Genomic DNA, 16,868 nt, shown 5'->3' with positions numbered 1-16,868 from the left:
ATGGTGGGCGACCGTTCGCCGTCCTTTCGTCGGGAGTGATGCTTTCGGTGCTGATGGGCAGGGGGCCTAATCACTACAACCCCCATCGACTGGGCCAGCCTTGGGTCGCCCACGCATTGAGTGCTGCCCTCGGGCCACCCGTCTGCAGTCGCGTGGGAGGAAGCTGGAGCATCATCGGACCTCCCCACACAAGTAGCTTTTGTCGGTGTTGCCGCCGAAACCCCGTGCCACCGAACTCGCGCGCGACGGCACTTGGAAGACCAACAAATCCTCATGCGCGATCAGATGAAGAGGCAGCCCGGTGCGGCGAGCGTCGCGAACGTTCTTCATCTGGAAGAACGAGGGGCGGGTGATCAGTTGCCCGTCGCGGATTCCGGCGAGGAGGGCGACGCAGCGTTCGGTGGGAATGAGTCCGGCGACTTCGCCTGCGGCGAGGGCGGCGGAGGGCAGGTCGATCAGTTCGCCGCGTTCGCGCCAGGGTCGGGTGGTGACGACCACCGTTCCACCGGGCTTCAGCATGCGGCGGCACTGGATGAGGATGCGGGTGAAGGCGGCCAGGAGGTGGTCGGTGCTGGCGTGGGCGAGGTTGGCCGGGTCGGTGCCGTAGCGGTAGTCGTGCTTGGTGACGCCGGGTTGGCCGGTCTCGCGGCTGGAGCGGACCTGACCGTGCAAAGAGCTCCCGTACGGCGGTGAGGTGACCACCAACGCCACACGGCCGTGGTGTTCTTGCGGGATCAGGTCGAGCAAGTTGCGGGCGTCGCCGCGGAAGACGGCCCCGCGGCCGGTAACCCCTTGTTCGGTGGCGTGGTCGAGGTTGCTGCGGGCGATGTGCGCCCAGCGGGGCTCGTACTCGACGCCGATCGCGTGGCGGCCTTGGTGGACGGCTTCGACGAGGGTGGTGCCGATGCCGCACATCGGATCCAGGACGAGGTCACCTGGGCTGGTGTAGCGGGCGATGGCCTGGGCGGCGATGGCGGGCAGCATTTTGGCGGGGTGGGCGGCGGATACGGGCAGGTAGCGTCCGGCGCGCTGGGCGGGTGCGGGCCTTTGGGCGGTCGGCCACACGGAGTCAGGCATGAAACAGCTCTCCTTCGGGTCTGCGGGTGTCTCGTGTGCGGGGCGGGCGGCCGTCACGGGCGCGTGTTTCGTTCGAACACCAGCAGGTCGCTGTGGAGCAGCCCCGGTGGCGTCTCCAGCGGAGGGGTGGGTTCGATGCGGTCGCCGACCAAGCGGGCGTGGACGACGACGATGTGCTGCAGGTAGGTGAACCCGGCCGAGCGGGCGGTGGCCACCAGGGCGCCGAGGGGGTCGGACAGGCGTCCGGCGAGGCGCTGTTGCCGGGCGGCGGCCAGGAGGAATCCACCGCGGGCCAAAAGATGGTGGGTGCGATGGAAGAATCCGGGCCACTCGTCGCTTTGGGCCGCCTCGGGATGCCTGGCGCCGTGGACGGTGGGCAGGGCGTCGGGGTGGAGTTCGGCGAGGATGACCGCGCGGCGCGGTGCCGGGGGTAGGGCATCGGTAGTGCAGCGGGTGCGCGTGTCCATTCCCGGGCGGCAGTCGGGAATGGACAGGCGCAGTAGCGGCAGGCGCGGCTGGTCGGCGTGGAGTGGGCGGGTGAACTCGGCCCGGATGCGGTCTACCGCCCAGTTGGGCAGTACGGCTGACGCGGGCGGCTCGTCGGGTCGGGGGGCGGGGACGGTGGTTGGGTGGGTGGGGAGCCAGATGGCGGCTGGCGGTGTGGGGACGTGCGGTCGGGTGTGGCGGGGTGAGGTGGGGCGGCGGTTGAGGTTCATTGCGGCGGTGCGCTGCAGGCGGCCTGCCGTCTCGTGCTGACACCCTTCTATGGACAAATCCGGGTCCTTCAGTGCCACGGCGGGGAGCCCCAGATGTGCTGTCTCAACGAAGCTAGGCGACCGCGATGCCCCCGCATCCGTGGGTCTGATCGCGCCGTAAAGGTGCTGTTCAGCGACTTGTTTGCCAGTCGCCAGCCCTCTCGTCTGCAGTCCATTGTCGGAGGCGCGGGCCGGTGACGAGGCGGTTGAGACCTGCGAGCAGGTTCACCGGACCGGAGCAGCCACAAGCACTCGCGACCGCCTCGGCGTGCGCCTGGGCCGATGACCGCTCGGATCACATGGGCGATCACGGTCCATGCCTACGTCGCCGACTCAGCCAGCCGCGTCCTTCCGCCCAGTAAGTTGCCGCCCAGGTCGCAGCTCTCGGCCGACCACCTTCCCTGTGACACAGCATCGGATCCGGGTGAGTGCGGGGGGTCGCCGGGGCGCTCAGCAGGGGCGAAAGTGCTGGTCAGCGGCGTGCTCGCCAGTTGCCTGCCACACCGCATGCTGTCGCCGGGCCCGTGTGCGGGCCAGGGATTTCTTCAGGAAATTTTTCTCGTCTCCGCCGGTTCGGCTCAGCGGCGTATCAGGGCAGGCCAGGCGCGGATTCGCCAGCGCCGAGCCGGTGCGTGTGGCAGCCCGGTGGTCCGCGAGGGGCTGGCGGGTGGTTCATGGATGGCGCGGTGGTGGCAAGGGCGCCTGGCGCGATGGCGGCTGTCCACACGTTGGCCGCTCTCGTTGAAGGAGCCGCACGATGAACCCGAACCGCACCGCCTCCACCACGCCCATCATCTCGCCGTTGGCCGTGGTGGATGCCGCGTTCTTGTCCCTGGCCCGCGGGATCCGCCCGCTCACCGTGCCCGCCGCGCTGCTCGCCGACCCGCTCGTCGACCGACCGGTGCCGGTCGACCAGGTTCGCGCCCGCATTGTCCACCCCTCGTGCCGCCCCGAGGTGCGCGAACGCATCTGGAGCGAGGTCGCCTCTCGGGCGCGCCGGGAGGGGGAGCCGTGGACGACGGTGGTGTGCGGCCTCGCTGTGCCGGGGCTGCGCAGGATGCTGGCCCGACTTCCCAAGGGTGCGCACATCGACCGCGGTGAGATCGAGCAGGAGGCCCTGGCGGGACTGGTGGCCGAACTCGCGGACGTGGAGCTGGGCGACCCGCTGCTGGCACGCCGCCTGCTGCGGGCGGCCGATCGCGCCGCCCACCAGCTGATCCGGGCAGACCGTCCGCGCCGCGTCAGGGAAGTCCCCACCGACCTGCCGCCCCTCACCCCCGCCCTGCCCTCGGCTGACTCATGCGGCGATGAGTACACCGTGTTGTGGCAGGCCGTGCGCGATCAGATCGTCACGCCCGACGAGGCCGACCTGATCGCCCGTACCCGCCTGGACCTGGCCTCAGTTGACGCCATCGCCATGGAGCGGGGGGTGAGCAGGCGAACGATCTTCAGGCAGCGCGCTGCTGCCGAGAAGAGCCTCGGTGAAGCCCTGCGGCACCGGGCCTCGATTCCGCCGCAGAGGTGACGGGCTGGCACTGATCGGCCCGAATCCGTCCATAGATAGTGAGGCACCTCGCCGCGGCCCCGCGCACACCGCTGGCGAGCCCTCACTGTCCAGGCAGCTCCTGTGGGCCCGAGCGCACCGTCTCGTGCTGACACCCGAGCAAGGGCCACCTGCCGCACACCCTCAAGGGAGGTGTCGCGCCGCAGAGGCCTCGCGCTCGGGCCCCAGGAGCCCGGACACCCCTTGCCGCTTCGCCCGTCTTGTTCGTCGTGCCGGAGGTTCCACATGTCGCCACCAGGCCAATGCCCACCCGTCCCTCGCCCGCTCCGGCCAGGCCGCATGTTCCTCGGCCCAGCCGTCGCGGCGTGCGTGGCGCTCTTCCTCGCCGCAGACCCCGCGGCCGCAGCTGACACGATTCCGCAGGTCATCGGCAATCTGAGGAACTGGCTGGTGGGGCTGCTCGCAGGACTTGCCACCCTGTTTCTGACCGTTGGGGGCCTGCGGTACCTGATGGCCGGGGGTGACCCGGGTGAAGTCGAGTCCGCCAAGCGCGCCTTGAGGGCAGCGGCCACTGGTTATGGCTTGGCGGTGCTCGCTCCGGTCATCGTCGAAGTTCTCAAGTCCATCGTCGGTGCCCCGTGACCACGCGCCCCAGAACCTGGCCCAGACTGCTCCTCGCGCTCTGCCTCGCCACCGCCGTCGCTGTCGCCGTCGATGGCGAGCTGCCCCGGGCCGCTGCCGCAGCACCAGTCACCGCCCCAGCCGACCCCCTGCCCCAGCCCAGCCCAGCCAGCGGCCCCACAACCCCCGCACCAGGCCCAGCCCCCGTACAGCCCACACCTGGGCTGACCCCACCCGCCACGTCGCTACCCCAGCCACCCAGCGACCACAACCACCCGCAGCCCGAGCCCTCTCCTTCCCCGGGGCCAGCCCCGTCTCCGGGCCCGTATCCGGGTCCTGGCGTGGGTGGTTGGGGGTGGGTGGGGGACCTGTTCGACGTCCCGAAGATGGTCTCGGATGCGATCGCCTCGCTGCTGGGGGCGCTCATTGAGCAGGCGGAAAAGCCCCTGTTCGCGCTGTTGGGCGACACGCTGTTGGCCACACCGGATGTGACGGGCAATCCGGCCCTGGTCGAGTTGTGGACCGCCTCATTAGCCACCGCCGGTGCGGTGTATGTGCTGTTCGTGCTGGTCGGTGGGGTCATGCTCATGGGCCATGAGACCGTGCAGACCCGCTACGCGCTCAAGCAGATCGCCCCGCGCCTGGTCATCGGGCTTGTCGCCGCGGCCAGTTCTCTGACCATCCTGGGAAAAGCCATTGGGTTGGCGAACGCCGCCTCGCAGGCGATCTTGGGCAGCACCACCGTTTCTGGCAAGGGCATCGCCCAGCAGTTGATCGGGCAGGTATTGCTGCCCTCCGGCGGGGCACTGTACGGGCTGATCCTCGGTCTGATCGTGCTCGCCTTGATCTTCGGAGTGCTGATCGGCTACACGGTCCGCGTCGCCCTCATCGCGGTCCTGGCAGCATGTGCGCCGCTGGCGCTGTCGTGCCACGCGCTGCCGGTCACCGATGGCATCGCTCGCCTGTGGTGGCGCGGGATCGCCGGGTGCCTGGTGATCCAGCTCGCGCAGTCCACGGTTTTCGTTGTGGGGCTGAAGCTGTACTTCACCCCCGACAACACCATCTTCGGCGTGCCGAACCCCTCGCAGTTGAGCAACTTGCTGGCCGGGTTGTGCCTGTTCTGGGTGCTGGTGAAGATCCCCGGCTGGACCGCCCGGGTCATCTTCCGCTCTACCCCCATCACCATGCCCGGCGCCCCCATGCCGCTGCGGATCCTGCGCTCGGTCGCCATGGCCTACGTCATGCGCGGCGCTTTCCGCGGCATGAGACCTGCCCGTACCCCGCCCGCCCGTCCCGGCAGAGGGTCGGCATCGCCGGGACCCGGCAACCGTCCAGGCCCGCGCCCCGGCCCTGGCGGCCCGGCCGGGCGAGGCACACCCGGCACGACAGGTCCGGGCCCCGGCACTTGTCCTCCCTCCGCCTCGCCCTCCATCGGTCCGCCCGCGCCGCATGGACCGGGCGGGGCGACACCGACTTCAGGAGGCACCACCGTGCAGTCCCCCTCGCCCCCGGGCACTTCAGGCCCCCGCGGCTCGACCCCGCCACCGGCGCGCGGGGTACCGCATCCGGCCGCGGCTCGGCGCAGGCAGCAGTTGACGCTGCCCATTCCCGCCGCGAAGACCCCGGGACGGCCTACTCGGCCGGTACAGACGTGGCTGCCGATCACCGCCACCCGCCAGCCGCGCGCCAGTACTCCTGCACCGCCACCAGCCGCGGCACCGCCGCCGGGCGCACGGGGGCGGCAGACGGCGCTGCCGATCCGCGTCGAGCGAAGCCGACTGCGCCCACCACGACCGATGCAGATGCGCCTTCCCCTGGAGGGGCCCTCAACTCCGCGCCGCAGGAGGTGAATACATGACACCTGACCGTACCGAGAGCGACGAGGTTGCGTACTCCACCCGTATTCCCGCTGACATCGGATGTCCTGACCGCATCCTCGGCCCTCTGACTGCACGTCAGACCGCGATCCTCGCCGGTACCGCAGGAGCGCTGTGGCTCGGCTACTTGGCCACGCGCCCGTTTCTTGCCCCGCTTGCCTACGTGGCGTTGGTGGGGCCGATCGCCGCGGTGATGACCGCCATCTCGCTCGGGCGCCGCGATGGGATCGGCATGGACCGCTTCGTCCTGGCCGCGCTCGCGCATCGGCGCTCCCCTAAGCGGCGCCTCCACGCTCCTGAGGGCGTGCCTGGTCTACCCGACGTCGTGCCGCAAGATCTTGCGACCCGAGTGGGGCCGACGCCTGCGGTGTTGCGGATGCCGTGCGAGCAGGTCCTTGACTCAGGTGTGGTGGATCTGGGCCGGGACGGGTACGCGGCGGTGGCGTCCTGTTCGACCGTCAACTTCGACCTGCGGACCGGAGCCGAGCAGCAGGCCCTGACCGGCGCGTTCGCCCGCTGGCTGAACTCCCTGACCGGACCAGCGCAGATCCTCATCCGCGCCCATCGGCTGAACCTCCAACCGCTGGTCGACCAGCTCACTCACACCGCGCCGACCTTGCCACACCCTGCCCTGGAGCACGCGGCGCTCGCCCACGCCACCTTCTTGCACGACCTCGCGGCCCACAGCGATCTGCTGACCCGCCAAGCCCTGCTCGTCGTGCGCGAGCCAGACCCCGCAACCAGCCGCGCCAGCGCTGCTCCGGCCCGGGTCAGGCACCGCCTCACGGAGGCCACGCGGGCGCTGGCCGCCGCTGAGATCACCACCACCTCTTTGGATCCGGCCCAGACCGCGGCAGCCATCACCGAGGCCGCCTCCTCCGAGGCCACTGAGCGCATGGCAGCCGACCACGCAGAAGGAGAGGGAAGAGGATGACCGTCCACACACTGATCAAGCGGCACCGCCAGGGCACCAAGCAACCTGTTGTCCCGGGCCGTGAGGTGCTCGCCGGGCTGGGACCGGAGGCTGTGGAAGTGCGGGCCCGCTACCTGCAGGTCGGCGGCCATCTGGCAGCGACGCTGGTCGTCATCGGTTATCCGGCCGAGGTCCACCCCGGCTGGTTGCAACCGTTGTTGACCTATCCCGGCCGCCTGGACGTGGCGCTGCACATCGAACCGATCCCCACCACCGTAGCCGCCGCCTCCTTGCGTAAGCAGCGCGCCCGGCTGGAGTCCGGACGGCGCACCGGATTCGACAAGGGCAAGCTGGATGACCCGGATACCGAGGCGGCAGCGGCGGATGCCGCCGAGCTCGCCTACCGGATCGCCCGCGGCGAAGGAAAACTTTTCCACGTCGGCCTGTATCTGACCATCCACGCGGGCGATGAGGAAAGCCTCGCCGAACAGGTGGCCTCGGTCCGGGCGATCGCCGAATCCCTGCTCGTCACCACTGCACCGGCCACCTACCGTGCCCTGCCGGGATGGCTGGCCACCCTCCCCTTCGGCATCGACACCCTCAAAGTACGCCGCACCTTCGACACCGCAGCACTCGCCGCCTGCTTCCCCTTCACCTCCCCCGACCTGCCCACTACCGACCAAACCCCCTCTACCTCACCGGTGTTGTACGGCGTCAACGCGGCCAGCTCCTCGTTGCTGTTGTGGGACCGGTTCGCCCAGGACAACTACAACTCCATCACCGTGGCCCGCTCCGGCGCGGGCAAGTCGTACCTGATGAAGCTGGAGCTGCTGCGACAGCTGTTCACCGGCACCGAAGCCTTCGTCATCGACCCGGAAGACGAATACCTGCGCCTGGCAGAGCAGGTCGGCGGCACCGTGATCCGGCTCGGCGCGCCCGGGGTGCGGCTGAACCCCTTCGACCTGCCCGAAGGCGCCCGCAACAGCCGTGATGCGCTGACCCGGCGGGCGCTGTTCTTGCACACCTTCCTGGCCGTCCTGCTGGGCGCCGAGCTGACCGCGGGCGAGAGGGCCGTGCTGGATACGGCGATCCTGACCACGTACGAACGCGCCGGGATCACCGGCGATCCGCGCACCTGGAACCGCCCAGCACCACTGCTGGGTCACCTCGCCGTGGTACTGGGTGAGCGCGGAGCGGAGGGGATCGGGCTGGCCGACCGCCTGGCCCCGTACATCACCGGCAGCCACGCCGGTCTCTTCGACGGCCCCACCACCACGCCCCCGCGCGGCCACCTGGTCGTCTTCTCCCTACGACAGTTGCCGGAGGAACTGGTCACCGCCGCCATGCTGTTGGCGTTGGATGCCATCTGGCGGCAGGTCGCCAACCCCACCACACCACGCAGACGGTTGGTAGTGGTGGATGAGGCGTGGTTGTTGATGCGCCACGGCGACGGGGCACGGTTCTTGTTCCGGATGGCGAAGGCTGCCCGCAAGTACTGGGCCGGTCTCGCGGTGGTCACCCAGGACGCTGACGACGTCCTGGCCGGCGAGCTCGGGCGGGCGATCGTGGCGAACGCCGCCACACAGATACTGCTGCGGCAAGCCCCACAGACCATCGACCAGGTCGCCTCCGCCTTCCATCTCTCCCGTGGTGAGCGAGAGTTCTTGCTCACGGCCGAACGAGGTTCCGCGCTGCTGCTCGCCGGGCGACATAAAGCAGCGTTCTATGCAGTCGCGTCTGCGACGGAGCATCAGGTCGTCACCACTGACCCGGCCGAACTCGCCGCCGTCTCCGAAACCAGCACCACTCGCCCCGATGTCGACGCCCTCGACCCGTACGACGACACACCCACACCCACGGTGCAGGAGGTCCGGTGACCGGCCCCATGGCACCCACCCCGTTCGGCGGACTGCTGGGCCGCTACCTCACCGACCCCGAAGCGGTGTGGACCGAACTCGCCCACACCATCACCGGCTTCACCGCCACCGCGTGGCCGTGGCTGACCCCCGGCGTGCTCTTCATCGCCGCCGCCATCGCCGTAGGGCGCGCCGGATGGCACCGAAGGCGCAACACTGCCCTGGCCGACGGGGCGCGCTCCATCACGATCCTCGCCCCACCCAAGGTCGCCGAACAGGGGGGTGAGGTGCTGTGGAGCCAACTCGCAGGGCTGCTACGCCCCTGGTGGCGGCGCATGACCAGGGGCCAACCGCACCTGGCGTTCGAGTACGCCTGGAACAGCGACGGGCTCACCGTGCGCCTGTGGCTGCCCCAGGCCGTGCCGACCGCGCTGGTGCGCCGAGCGGTTGAGGCCGCCTGGCCCGGCGCCCACACCCGCCTGACCGAACCACCCCACCCGATCCCTCGTGGGCATGCCAGCAATGCGGGCAGGTTGCGGTTGGCCCGGCCCGAAGTGCTGCCGCTGCGCACCGATCACGACACCGACCCGCTGCGCGCCCTCCTCCAAGCCGCCACCGGCATGGAGGTCGGCGAAGCCGCAGTGGTGCAAATCCTCGCCCGCCCCGCCACCGGCGCCCGCCTGCGCCGCGCCCGCCGCGCGGCACGGCGGTTGAAGGCGGGTGCCAATCCCCGGCGGCTCAGCGCGATCTTCGACCTGATCACCCACGCCCCGCAGCGCACCCATGTCACCTCGCTGGACCCATCTCACGGCGCCGAAGTGCGGCAGACCGTCACCAAACTCGCCGGCCCACAATGGGAAGTCGACATCCGCTACGCGGTCGCCCTCTGCCCCGACACCGGCAACTCGCAGGCTCGGCTACGCGGCCGGGCGCACGCCCTCGCCTCTGCGTTCTCACTGTTCGCGGCCCGCAACTGGTTGGCCCGAGCCCGGCTCTTCCAGGCAGACGAGGTGCTGTTGGGCCGGTGGTTTCCGCGTCGCGGGCATCTGCTATCCGTACCCGAGCTGGCCGTCTTGGCTCACCTGCCCGTCGACCCCGATGCCCCCGGCCTCGCGCGTGCCGGAGCCCGCTGCGTACTCCCTCCACCGGCCATCCCGACACCCGGCGCCGGGGTCAAGCCGCTTGGGCAGACCGATACCGGCCGACGCCGCGGCGTCGGCCTGAAGGTTGCCGATGCCCGACACCACCTGCACGTCATGGGTGCGACGGGCTCGGGCAAGTCCACGCTGATCGCCAACATGGTCCTCGACGATGTCACGGCAGGCCGCGGGGCGATCGTCGTCGACCCCAAGGGCGACCTCGTCACCGACCTCCTGCACCGCCTCCCACAGCGGTGCGCGGACCGGCTCGTGCTCCTCGACCCCGACGACCCCCACACCCCGCCGTGCCTGAACGTGTTGGAGGGCGAGGACATCGACGTCATCGTCGACAACATCACCGGCATCTTCCGCCGTATCTTCTCCGCTTTCTGGGGCCCGCGCACCGACGACGTGATGCGCGCCGCCTGCCTGACCCTGCTGCTCCACGCCCGCAAGAACCATCAGATCGTCACGCTCGCCGACATCCCCCGGCTGCTAGGCGAGTCCGCGTACCGCCTGCGGATCCTGCCCGGCATCAAAGACCCCGTCCTACGCGGCTTTTGGGCCTGGTACGAGACCTTGTCCGAGCCATCACGGGCCGCGGTGGTCGGCCCGGTGATGAACAAGCTGCGCGCCTTTCTCCTACGCTCCTACCCCCGCCGCGCGATCGCCAGTGGCGAGTCGACCTTCCACCTCGACGACGTCCTCAACGGCGGCATCCTGCTCGCACGCCTCCCCAAAGGCGCGCTCGGTGAGGAGACCGCCCGGCTGCTGGGCTCCTTCGTCGTCGCCAAGACCTGGCAAGCCGCAGCAGCCCGCGCCCGCACCCCCGAACACACCCGCATCGACGCGGCTTTGTTCCTGGACGAATGCCACAACTTCCTCACGATCCCCTACCCCTTGGAGGACATGCTCGCCGAGGCCCGCGGCTACCGCCTCTCCCTCACCCTGGCCCACCAGCACCTCGCCCAACTCCCCCGCGACCTGCGCGAAGGGATCTCCGCTAACGCTCGCAACAAGGTCTTCTTCAATGCCTCCCCCGAAGACGCCCACGCGTTGGAACGCCACACCCTGCCCACCCTGGCTGCCCACGACCTGTCCCACCTCGGCCCCTACCAAGCCGCCGCCCGCCTGCTCGCAGACGGCTCGGAGACCGCCGCTTTCACCCTCACCACCCGCCCCCTGCCACCGCCCGTACCCGGCCGCTCAGCGCACTTGAGGGCGGCTGCCGCAGCCCGCGTCGGCGCCACCACCTCCCGCTCCCCCTACCTACCGCTGTAGCCACCCCGTCACCACGCCCGCCCAAGAACAGGGGATCTCCATGCCTGCTGCGCAAAGCTCCTCCGCCCGCTCGCGCTCGGCATACGTGCCGCGTGCCGCCACCCAGCGCCGCCGCCCCAACCACCTGCACCGGGCCCGCACCGACCTGGCCACCCTCGCCGCCCGCCTCACCCCACGCGACCTCTGGCTGACCGCCATGCTGCACGAGCACCGAGTCCTCACCTCCCACCACATCACCGCGTTGGCGTTCACCGGCCACCGCAACGCCAACCGCCGCCTACGCGACCTGTACTTCCTCGGCCTCGTGGACTCCTTCCGGCCCCTTTTGCAGACCGGCTCCGCACCCGAGCACTACACCCTCGGCCGCACCGGAGCCGAAGTACTGGCCGCCATTCGCGGCACCGACCTGGCCTCAATCGGCTGGCGCAAAGACCTGTGCGCCCGCACCGCCTTCTCTCCCACCCTCGACCACGACCTCAACGTCAACACCCACCTCGTCACCCTCGCCACAACCCACCGTCAACGTAGCGACCAGCACCTGGCGCAGTGGCTCTCCCCCCGCTCGGCGAAACGACTGTGGGGCGACTGGATCCGCCCCGACGCCTACGCCCACTGGCACAGCGGCTCGACCACGGTGCCGTTCTTCCTCGAATACGACACCGGCACCGAACGCCCCCTCGCCCGGCTCGAGGCCAAACTCCCCGGCTACGCAAGCCTCGCCGCCACCACCGGCATCCGCACCGCCCTGTTGATCCACACCAGCACCACCCGCCGGGAGGCAGCACTGCGCACCCGGCTCACCGACACCGCCCACCAGGCGCACCTGCCCGTCGCCACCACCAGCGCCGACCTCACATCCGCGGCCGGGTTGGCCGGACCCATCTGGCTGCCGCTGGGTAGCACGGCGGGCGGCAGGCTCCCGCTGGCCGCCCTCGCGGCCCACTGGCCAGGTCTCACCCCGGCGTTGACCACGCAAGACCCAGCCCTGTCCCCGGTCGAGCAAGATGCGTGGCCGTGGCGGCCCGTCCCCCCTCTACCGTCCCAGGACACTCGCTGATGGGGACAGCCGTCAAGGCAGCGGTCGGCTCCACCACCGGGCTGCTGTTCCTCGCGGTCATCGCCGTCGTCGGGATCGCTGGCATCGCGGACAGCACCGCCTCCGGCATCACAGTCACCGGTGCCACGCTGCTGCCCAGCCCGGCGGCACTCACCGACATCCCCACCGCCATGCTGGCCCTCTACCAGCAGGCCGCCGCCACCTGCCCAGGGCTGCCGTGGACCGTACTCGCAGCGATCGGCAAGACAGAGACCGACCACGCCCGCAACCCGCACATGATCTCCACCGCCGGAGCCGTCGGCCCCATGCAATTCCTCCCCAGCACCTTCGCCACCTACGCCCACCCCATCCCGCCCGGCGGGAAGACACCGCCCACCCCCTGGGATCCAGTCGACTCCGTATACGCAGCGGCCCGCCTGCTGTGCACCAACGGCGCCCGAGACGGCCGCAACCTACGCGGCGCGATCTTCGCCTACAACCACGACCAGACCTATATCGACCACGTCCTGCAAACCGCCGCCACCTACACAGCCAGCGACCAACCCACCAAACCCGACAACGCGTACCGCGCCCCCACCCCGCAAGCAGCCACCGCGATCGCGTACGCCCGCGCCCAACTCGGCCGCCCCTACATCTGGGGCGGCGACGGACCCTCGTTGACTGAACTTCCGTCGGGGTCTGTGCAGGTCAGGGGTGGTTTCGATTGTTCTGGGTTGACGAAGGCGGCGTACGCCGCAGCGGGGATCACACTGCCTCGGGTCGCCCAGGATCAATATGATGCCGGTCCTCGCGTTCCGGCTGGGGCACCGCTTCTTCCCGGGGACCTCGTCTTCTATGGAATGTCGTCGAACGTGCACCACGTGGGGCTGTACGTCGGTGACGGTTACATGATCGACGCGCCAAGACCTGGCGAAGTGGTGCGCGTGGAGCCCTACCGGTTCAGCAATGACCAGTACCTGGGTGCTACCCGTCCATCGGCGGGCCGCTGAGGGAGCGATATTGACGATTTGGCCGCTGGCCGATGATGACATTCTGCAGCGTCCGGCGTTAGCGGTCCATGACTGTCAGTGAACAGCGTCCACGGGATCTGTCGACCCTTTCCGTGCTGCTCGTCGGTGCGCTGCTGGAGACGGAGGACCCCTTCATGCCATATCGACTCGTAGACGCGTGTGGGGCGGACGTTGAGCCTGCGGCCGAGTATCTGCGCGAGCTGCGGGCGACAGGCTGCGCGGTGTCGACGCAACGCTCCTATGGAATGGATCTCCTTCGCTGGTTCCGGTTCTTGTGGGCTGTTGACGTGCCCTGGAACCGGGCAGACCGTCGGGATGCCGCCGACTTCTCTTGCTGGATACTGCACATCGACAAGCCGCGTCGGAGCAAGAGCCGCACTTCATCAGCGTTGCAGGCGGCGAATGCGGTGACCGGCAAGCCTATGGTGGGGCCGAAGTACGCCGCGCGCACCGTCGCACACAGCGAGACGGTGCTGCGCAGCTTCTACGACTTCCACCAGGAGGCGGGCACCGGGCCGATCCTGAATCCCTTTCCGTTGGCCCGTCAGCGCCGCACAGGTCGAGTCCACGCGCATCACAATCCGATGGAGCCATTCCGCAACGAGCAAGTCGGCCTGTTCCGTCCGAAGATTCCTCAGCGGGTCCCTCGCTGCATCCCAGACGACCAGTTCGACCAGCTGTTCGCGGCCTTGGGATCCCACCGTAACCGCGCCTTGGTGGCTTTCTACGTCTCCACCGGCGCGCGGGCCTCGGAGTTGCTCGGCGCCAGGCGGCGTGACGCCGATCCGGGTCGTGGCCTGATCACGGTGGTGCGCAAGGGGACGCGTGAAGCACAGCAACTTCCCGCTTCTCCCGATGCGTTCGTCTGGCTGCGCTTGTATCAGCAGCAGCTCGATGCCGTGGTCGGGCCGCGATGGGACCAGCCGCTGTGGTGGACGATGCACCGGACGCCTCGGCCGTTGACCTACCACGCGGCTCGCGCTGTCCTGGTGCGGGCGCAAGCCCAGCTGGGCAGTAACTGGACCCTTCATGACCTTCGGCATACGGCTGCCTACCGGATGGCACAAGATCCTCAGATGCCGCTTACAGACGTGCAATGGGTCATGGGTCATGCTCGTTTGTCCACGACCCAGCTCTACCTGACGCCGCCTGCTGATGCCGTGGTCGCCGGTGTCCTTGCCCATCACGCACGGCGGCAAGCACGACCTACGCCGCCAGCGGCGGCTCCACAGTACCAAGCGGAGAGCCTGGCCGACCTGTTCGGGCAGGCAACGCTGTGAATGCCGTGGTCGACCCGCTCGCGTCCGTCTTGGCCGCCGTGCCCAGCAGGCCTCGGCGATCACGTGGCAGCAGCGGTGCTGCGGCCCGGCTGCGTGACCAGTTCCCGGCGAGGATGGTCCCCGCTACGTGGACAGCTTCTGAGCGCGATGCCGACTATCTGGTGCAGCGTTTGGTCCCGGCGCCGTTCGGTACCGGCAACCCGAACGTGCGGCGACAACGTGAGCGCGGGATCTGCGGCCTGCTGCACTGGCTGAACGCCCATCCTGGGATCAGCTGGCAGCAGCGCTGGATGGCATCTGAAGCTGAGGATCAGCCCGGCGCACTCTGGCGCTCGGGCGCCGCCGCGTGGCTGACCGCGCAAGGCCTACCGACCAGCGAGGCACATCTGGCCACCGGGCTGCTCGCGTTGATCTGCGGCGATGTCGTACGGCCCAGCCTGAGATGGATGCTCACCCGCGTCTCACCGAAGTTCGTGGCCGCCATGGAACGCTCCCGTGACCCTGAAGGAATTGCTGCGCTGCGCGTGCTCGCCAAGGCCAACCCGACCGCCTCACCCCTGATCGCGCGGCTCGCCTTGACCCGGGTCTGCATGATCATGGCAGCCAAGGGCGGGCTGGTGCGGGACATCACCGTCGGCGATTGCGTCGAACTGCTGGATATCCAAAGCGAGGTCCACGCCAAAGGCGGGACCTGCAAGACATACTTCTACCAACTGCTCCGCGATAGCGGCATCCTCCCGCCGCAGGCGCCTGCCACCGTCCGCGCCTTCCGCAGCGCCTCCGGACAGCACAGCATCGAAGACCTCGTTGACCGCTTCGGCGTGACCCACCCCGGCCTGCGTGATCTGTTCGTGGACTACCTACGAGAACGCCGACCAGCCCTGGACTACACCACCCTGGTCGACCTCGCCCACAAGCTCATCGGCCTGTTCTGGTGCGATCTGGAAGCCCACCATCCCGGCATCGCCACACTCCACCTCGCACCCGAGGTCGCCCACGCCTGGAAACAACGCGTAGCCGTCAAGAGCACCTCCACCGCCGTAACCGGCGCCAGGGCCGCCACAGACCAGGTCGCGCGATTGAATGCCAAAGGCTGCCTGCTCACCGTGCGTTCCTTCTACCGCGACATCGCCCACCGCGCACTGGAGGATCCCGCCCGATGGGGACCGTGGGTGGCTCCCTGCCCGATCACCGACGCAGACGTCGACCGTCGAAAAGACCGCCGCGCACGCAAATCCCGGATGGATCAACGCACACGAGAACGCCTCCCCCTCCTTCCCACGCTCGCCCGCAGTATCGACCAGCAGCGCAAAGATGCCGCGCAGCGTCTTGAAGCGGCCCGCGCCACCGCCCCCGGTGAGCGCTTCACCGTCGGCGACCACACGCTCATCCGCCCCATCATGCCCACCGCGGGAGGAACCAAGATCTGGGCCGACGACCCGCACACCGGCGCCCGGCGAGACCTCACCCACGAAGAACACCTCGCCTTCTGGGCCTGGGCCACCGTCGAGGTGCTGCGGCACACCGGCATCCGCATCGAAGAACTCCTCGAACTCACCCACCACAGCTTTGTCCAATACAGGCTGCCCTCGACGGGCGAGATCGTCCCCCTGCTCCAGATCGCCCCGTCGAAGACCGACGCCGAGCGCCTCTTGCTGATCAGCCCGGAACTCGCCGACGTCCTCAGCACGATCATCCGGCGCGTCCGCAAGCCCACCGGCGCCGTTCCGCTGGTCCCCTCCTACGACCCACACGAATGTCTCTGGCGGCCACCAGCCCCCTTACTCTTCCAAAGACGCTTCGGTGCCGAAGACCGCGCGCTGTCTCGCCGAACCGTCGAAACCGCGCTCGCCCACGCCCTCGCCACCGCCGACGTGACCAGCCCAGACGGCAAACTCCTGCGCTTCACCCCTCACGACTTCCGCAGAATCTTCGTCACCGACGCCGTCATGCAAGGCCTTCCTCCGCACATCGCCCAGATCATCTGCGGACACCGCGACATCAACACAACCATGGGCTACAAGGCGATCTACCCCGAAGAAGCCATCACCGCCCACCAGGCATTCATCGCCCGACGCCGATCCATGCGCCCCAGCCACGAATACCGCACTCCCACCCAGGACGAATGGAACGAATTCCTCGCCCACTTCGAGAAACGCAAAGTCTCCATCGGCCTCTGCGGACGCGCGTTCGGTACCCCATGCATCCATGAACACGCCTGCATCCGCTGCTCCATGCTCTGGCCCGACCCCACCCAGCAGCACCGGCTTACCGAGATCCGCGACAACCTTCAGGACCGCATTGCCGAAGCTGAACGCGAGGGATGGCTCGGCGAGATCGAGGGACTCAAGGTCAGCCTCGCCGCAGCGAACGCCAAACTCGCGCAACTGACATCAACCAGCGCTGATCCCCCCAAGACCGACCTCGGCATGCCCCTATTCCCAAGCCAAAGAAGACCTTCCCAACCCTCCTGACACACGCACACTGCCAACCAAGAG

The 16,868-nt window shown here is 69.1% G+C and carries 12 protein-coding genes; 10 read left to right on the top strand and 2 right to left on the bottom strand.

What is annotated here, in order from left to right; genetic code table 11:
* Positions 1-171 precede the first annotated feature (171 nt).
* The gene (locus O5O46_RS04690; RefSeq protein ID WP_269853959.1) at positions 172-1,077 is read right to left on the bottom strand and encodes a TRM11 family SAM-dependent methyltransferase; all 906 of its coding nucleotides are present in this window, start codon (positions 1,075-1,077) and stop codon (positions 172-174) included.
* 53 nt (positions 1,078-1,130) lie between these two features.
* Positions 1,131-1,871, bottom strand: coding sequence for a hypothetical protein (locus tag O5O46_RS04685; RefSeq protein WP_269853958.1), 741 nt, complete (start codon positions 1,869-1,871; stop codon positions 1,131-1,133).
* A gap of 718 nt (positions 1,872-2,589) precedes the next feature.
* On the opposite strand from O5O46_RS04685, the gene O5O46_RS04680 reads away from it, so the two are divergent.
* From O5O46_RS04680 to O5O46_RS04635, 10 genes are all read left to right on the top strand, one after another.
* On the top strand, positions 2,590-3,357 hold the full coding sequence (locus O5O46_RS04680) for a hypothetical protein (RefSeq protein WP_269853957.1): 768 nt from the start codon (positions 2,590-2,592) through the stop codon (positions 3,355-3,357).
* A 318-nt stretch (positions 3,358-3,675) separates the two neighbouring features.
* On the top strand, positions 3,676-3,978 hold the full coding sequence (locus O5O46_RS04675; protein ID WP_269853956.1) for a pilin: 303 nt from the start codon (positions 3,676-3,678) through the stop codon (positions 3,976-3,978).
* Between the two features lie 338 nt (positions 3,979-4,316).
* Complete coding sequence (locus tag O5O46_RS04670) at positions 4,317-5,807, top strand: hypothetical protein (protein ID WP_269853955.1); 1,491 nt, start codon at positions 4,317-4,319, stop codon at positions 5,805-5,807.
* A 4-nt stretch (positions 5,808-5,811) separates the two neighbouring features.
* Positions 5,812-6,768 (top strand): PrgI family protein, encoded by a 957-nt coding sequence (locus O5O46_RS04665; protein ID WP_269853954.1) that lies wholly within the window; start codon positions 5,812-5,814, stop codon positions 6,766-6,768.
* Entirely contained in the window at positions 6,765-8,624 is a 1,860-nt protein-coding gene (locus tag O5O46_RS04660; protein ID WP_269853953.1) for a VirB4 family type IV secretion system protein, read from the top strand. Before O5O46_RS04665 ends, O5O46_RS04660 begins: the two co-directional genes overlap by 4 nt.
* Positions 8,621-11,023 carry a type IV secretory system conjugative DNA transfer family protein gene (locus O5O46_RS04655; RefSeq protein WP_269853952.1) on the top strand — a complete coding sequence of 801 codons (2,403 nt, stop codon included), beginning with the start codon at positions 8,621-8,623 and terminating at the stop codon, positions 11,021-11,023. The genes O5O46_RS04660 and O5O46_RS04655 overlap by 4 nt, the downstream gene beginning before the upstream one ends.
* Positions 11,024-11,063: 40 nt before the next feature.
* The gene (locus tag O5O46_RS04650) at positions 11,064-12,080 is read left to right on the top strand and encodes a replication-relaxation family protein (RefSeq protein WP_269853951.1); all 1,017 of its coding nucleotides are present in this window, start codon (positions 11,064-11,066) and stop codon (positions 12,078-12,080) included.
* Positions 12,080-13,069: a C40 family peptidase gene (locus O5O46_RS04645; protein ID WP_269853950.1), complete on the top strand. Its 990-nt coding sequence runs from the start codon at positions 12,080-12,082 to the stop codon at positions 13,067-13,069. The genes O5O46_RS04650 and O5O46_RS04645 overlap by 1 nt, the downstream gene beginning before the upstream one ends.
* A gap of 68 nt (positions 13,070-13,137) precedes the next feature.
* Positions 13,138-14,370, top strand: coding sequence for a tyrosine-type recombinase/integrase (locus tag O5O46_RS04640; RefSeq protein WP_269853949.1), 1,233 nt, complete (start codon positions 13,138-13,140; stop codon positions 14,368-14,370).
* Positions 14,367-16,844, top strand: coding sequence for a site-specific integrase (locus O5O46_RS04635; protein ID WP_269853948.1), 2,478 nt, complete (start codon positions 14,367-14,369; stop codon positions 16,842-16,844). Before O5O46_RS04640 ends, O5O46_RS04635 begins: the two co-directional genes overlap by 4 nt.
* Positions 16,845-16,868: the final 24 nt, after the last annotated feature.

The sequence above is a fragment of the Streptomyces sp. RPT161 genome (assembly GCF_027533845.1).
GTDB classification, from domain to species: domain Bacteria; phylum Actinomycetota; class Actinomycetes; order Streptomycetales; family Streptomycetaceae; genus Streptantibioticus_A; species Streptantibioticus_A silvisoli_A.
The sequence above is the reverse complement of the archived record's forward strand: the minus strand, read 5'-3'. Positions and strand labels throughout refer to the sequence as shown.

Bases quoted from the DNA above. Each gene is read 5' to 3' on its own strand.
- O5O46_RS04665 (WP_269853954.1), top strand. From the start codon at position 5,812: ATGACACCTGACCGTACCGAGAGCGACGAGGTTGCGTACTCCACCCGT.
- O5O46_RS04690 (WP_269853959.1), bottom strand. From the start codon at position 1,077: ATGCCTGACTCCGTGTGGCCGACCGCCCAAAGGCCCGCACCCGCCCAG.
- O5O46_RS04640 (WP_269853949.1), top strand. From the start codon at position 13,138: ATGACTGTCAGTGAACAGCGTCCACGGGATCTGTCGACCCTTTCCGTG.
- O5O46_RS04660 (WP_269853953.1), top strand. From the start codon at position 6,765: ATGACCGTCCACACACTGATCAAGCGGCACCGCCAGGGCACCAAGCAA.
- O5O46_RS04680 (WP_269853957.1), top strand. From the start codon at position 2,590: ATGAACCCGAACCGCACCGCCTCCACCACGCCCATCATCTCGCCGTTG.
- O5O46_RS04645 (WP_269853950.1), top strand. From the start codon at position 12,080: ATGGGGACAGCCGTCAAGGCAGCGGTCGGCTCCACCACCGGGCTGCTG.
- O5O46_RS04675 (WP_269853956.1), top strand. From the start codon at position 3,676: ATGTTCCTCGGCCCAGCCGTCGCGGCGTGCGTGGCGCTCTTCCTCGCC.
- O5O46_RS04650 (WP_269853951.1), top strand. From the start codon at position 11,064: ATGCCTGCTGCGCAAAGCTCCTCCGCCCGCTCGCGCTCGGCATACGTG.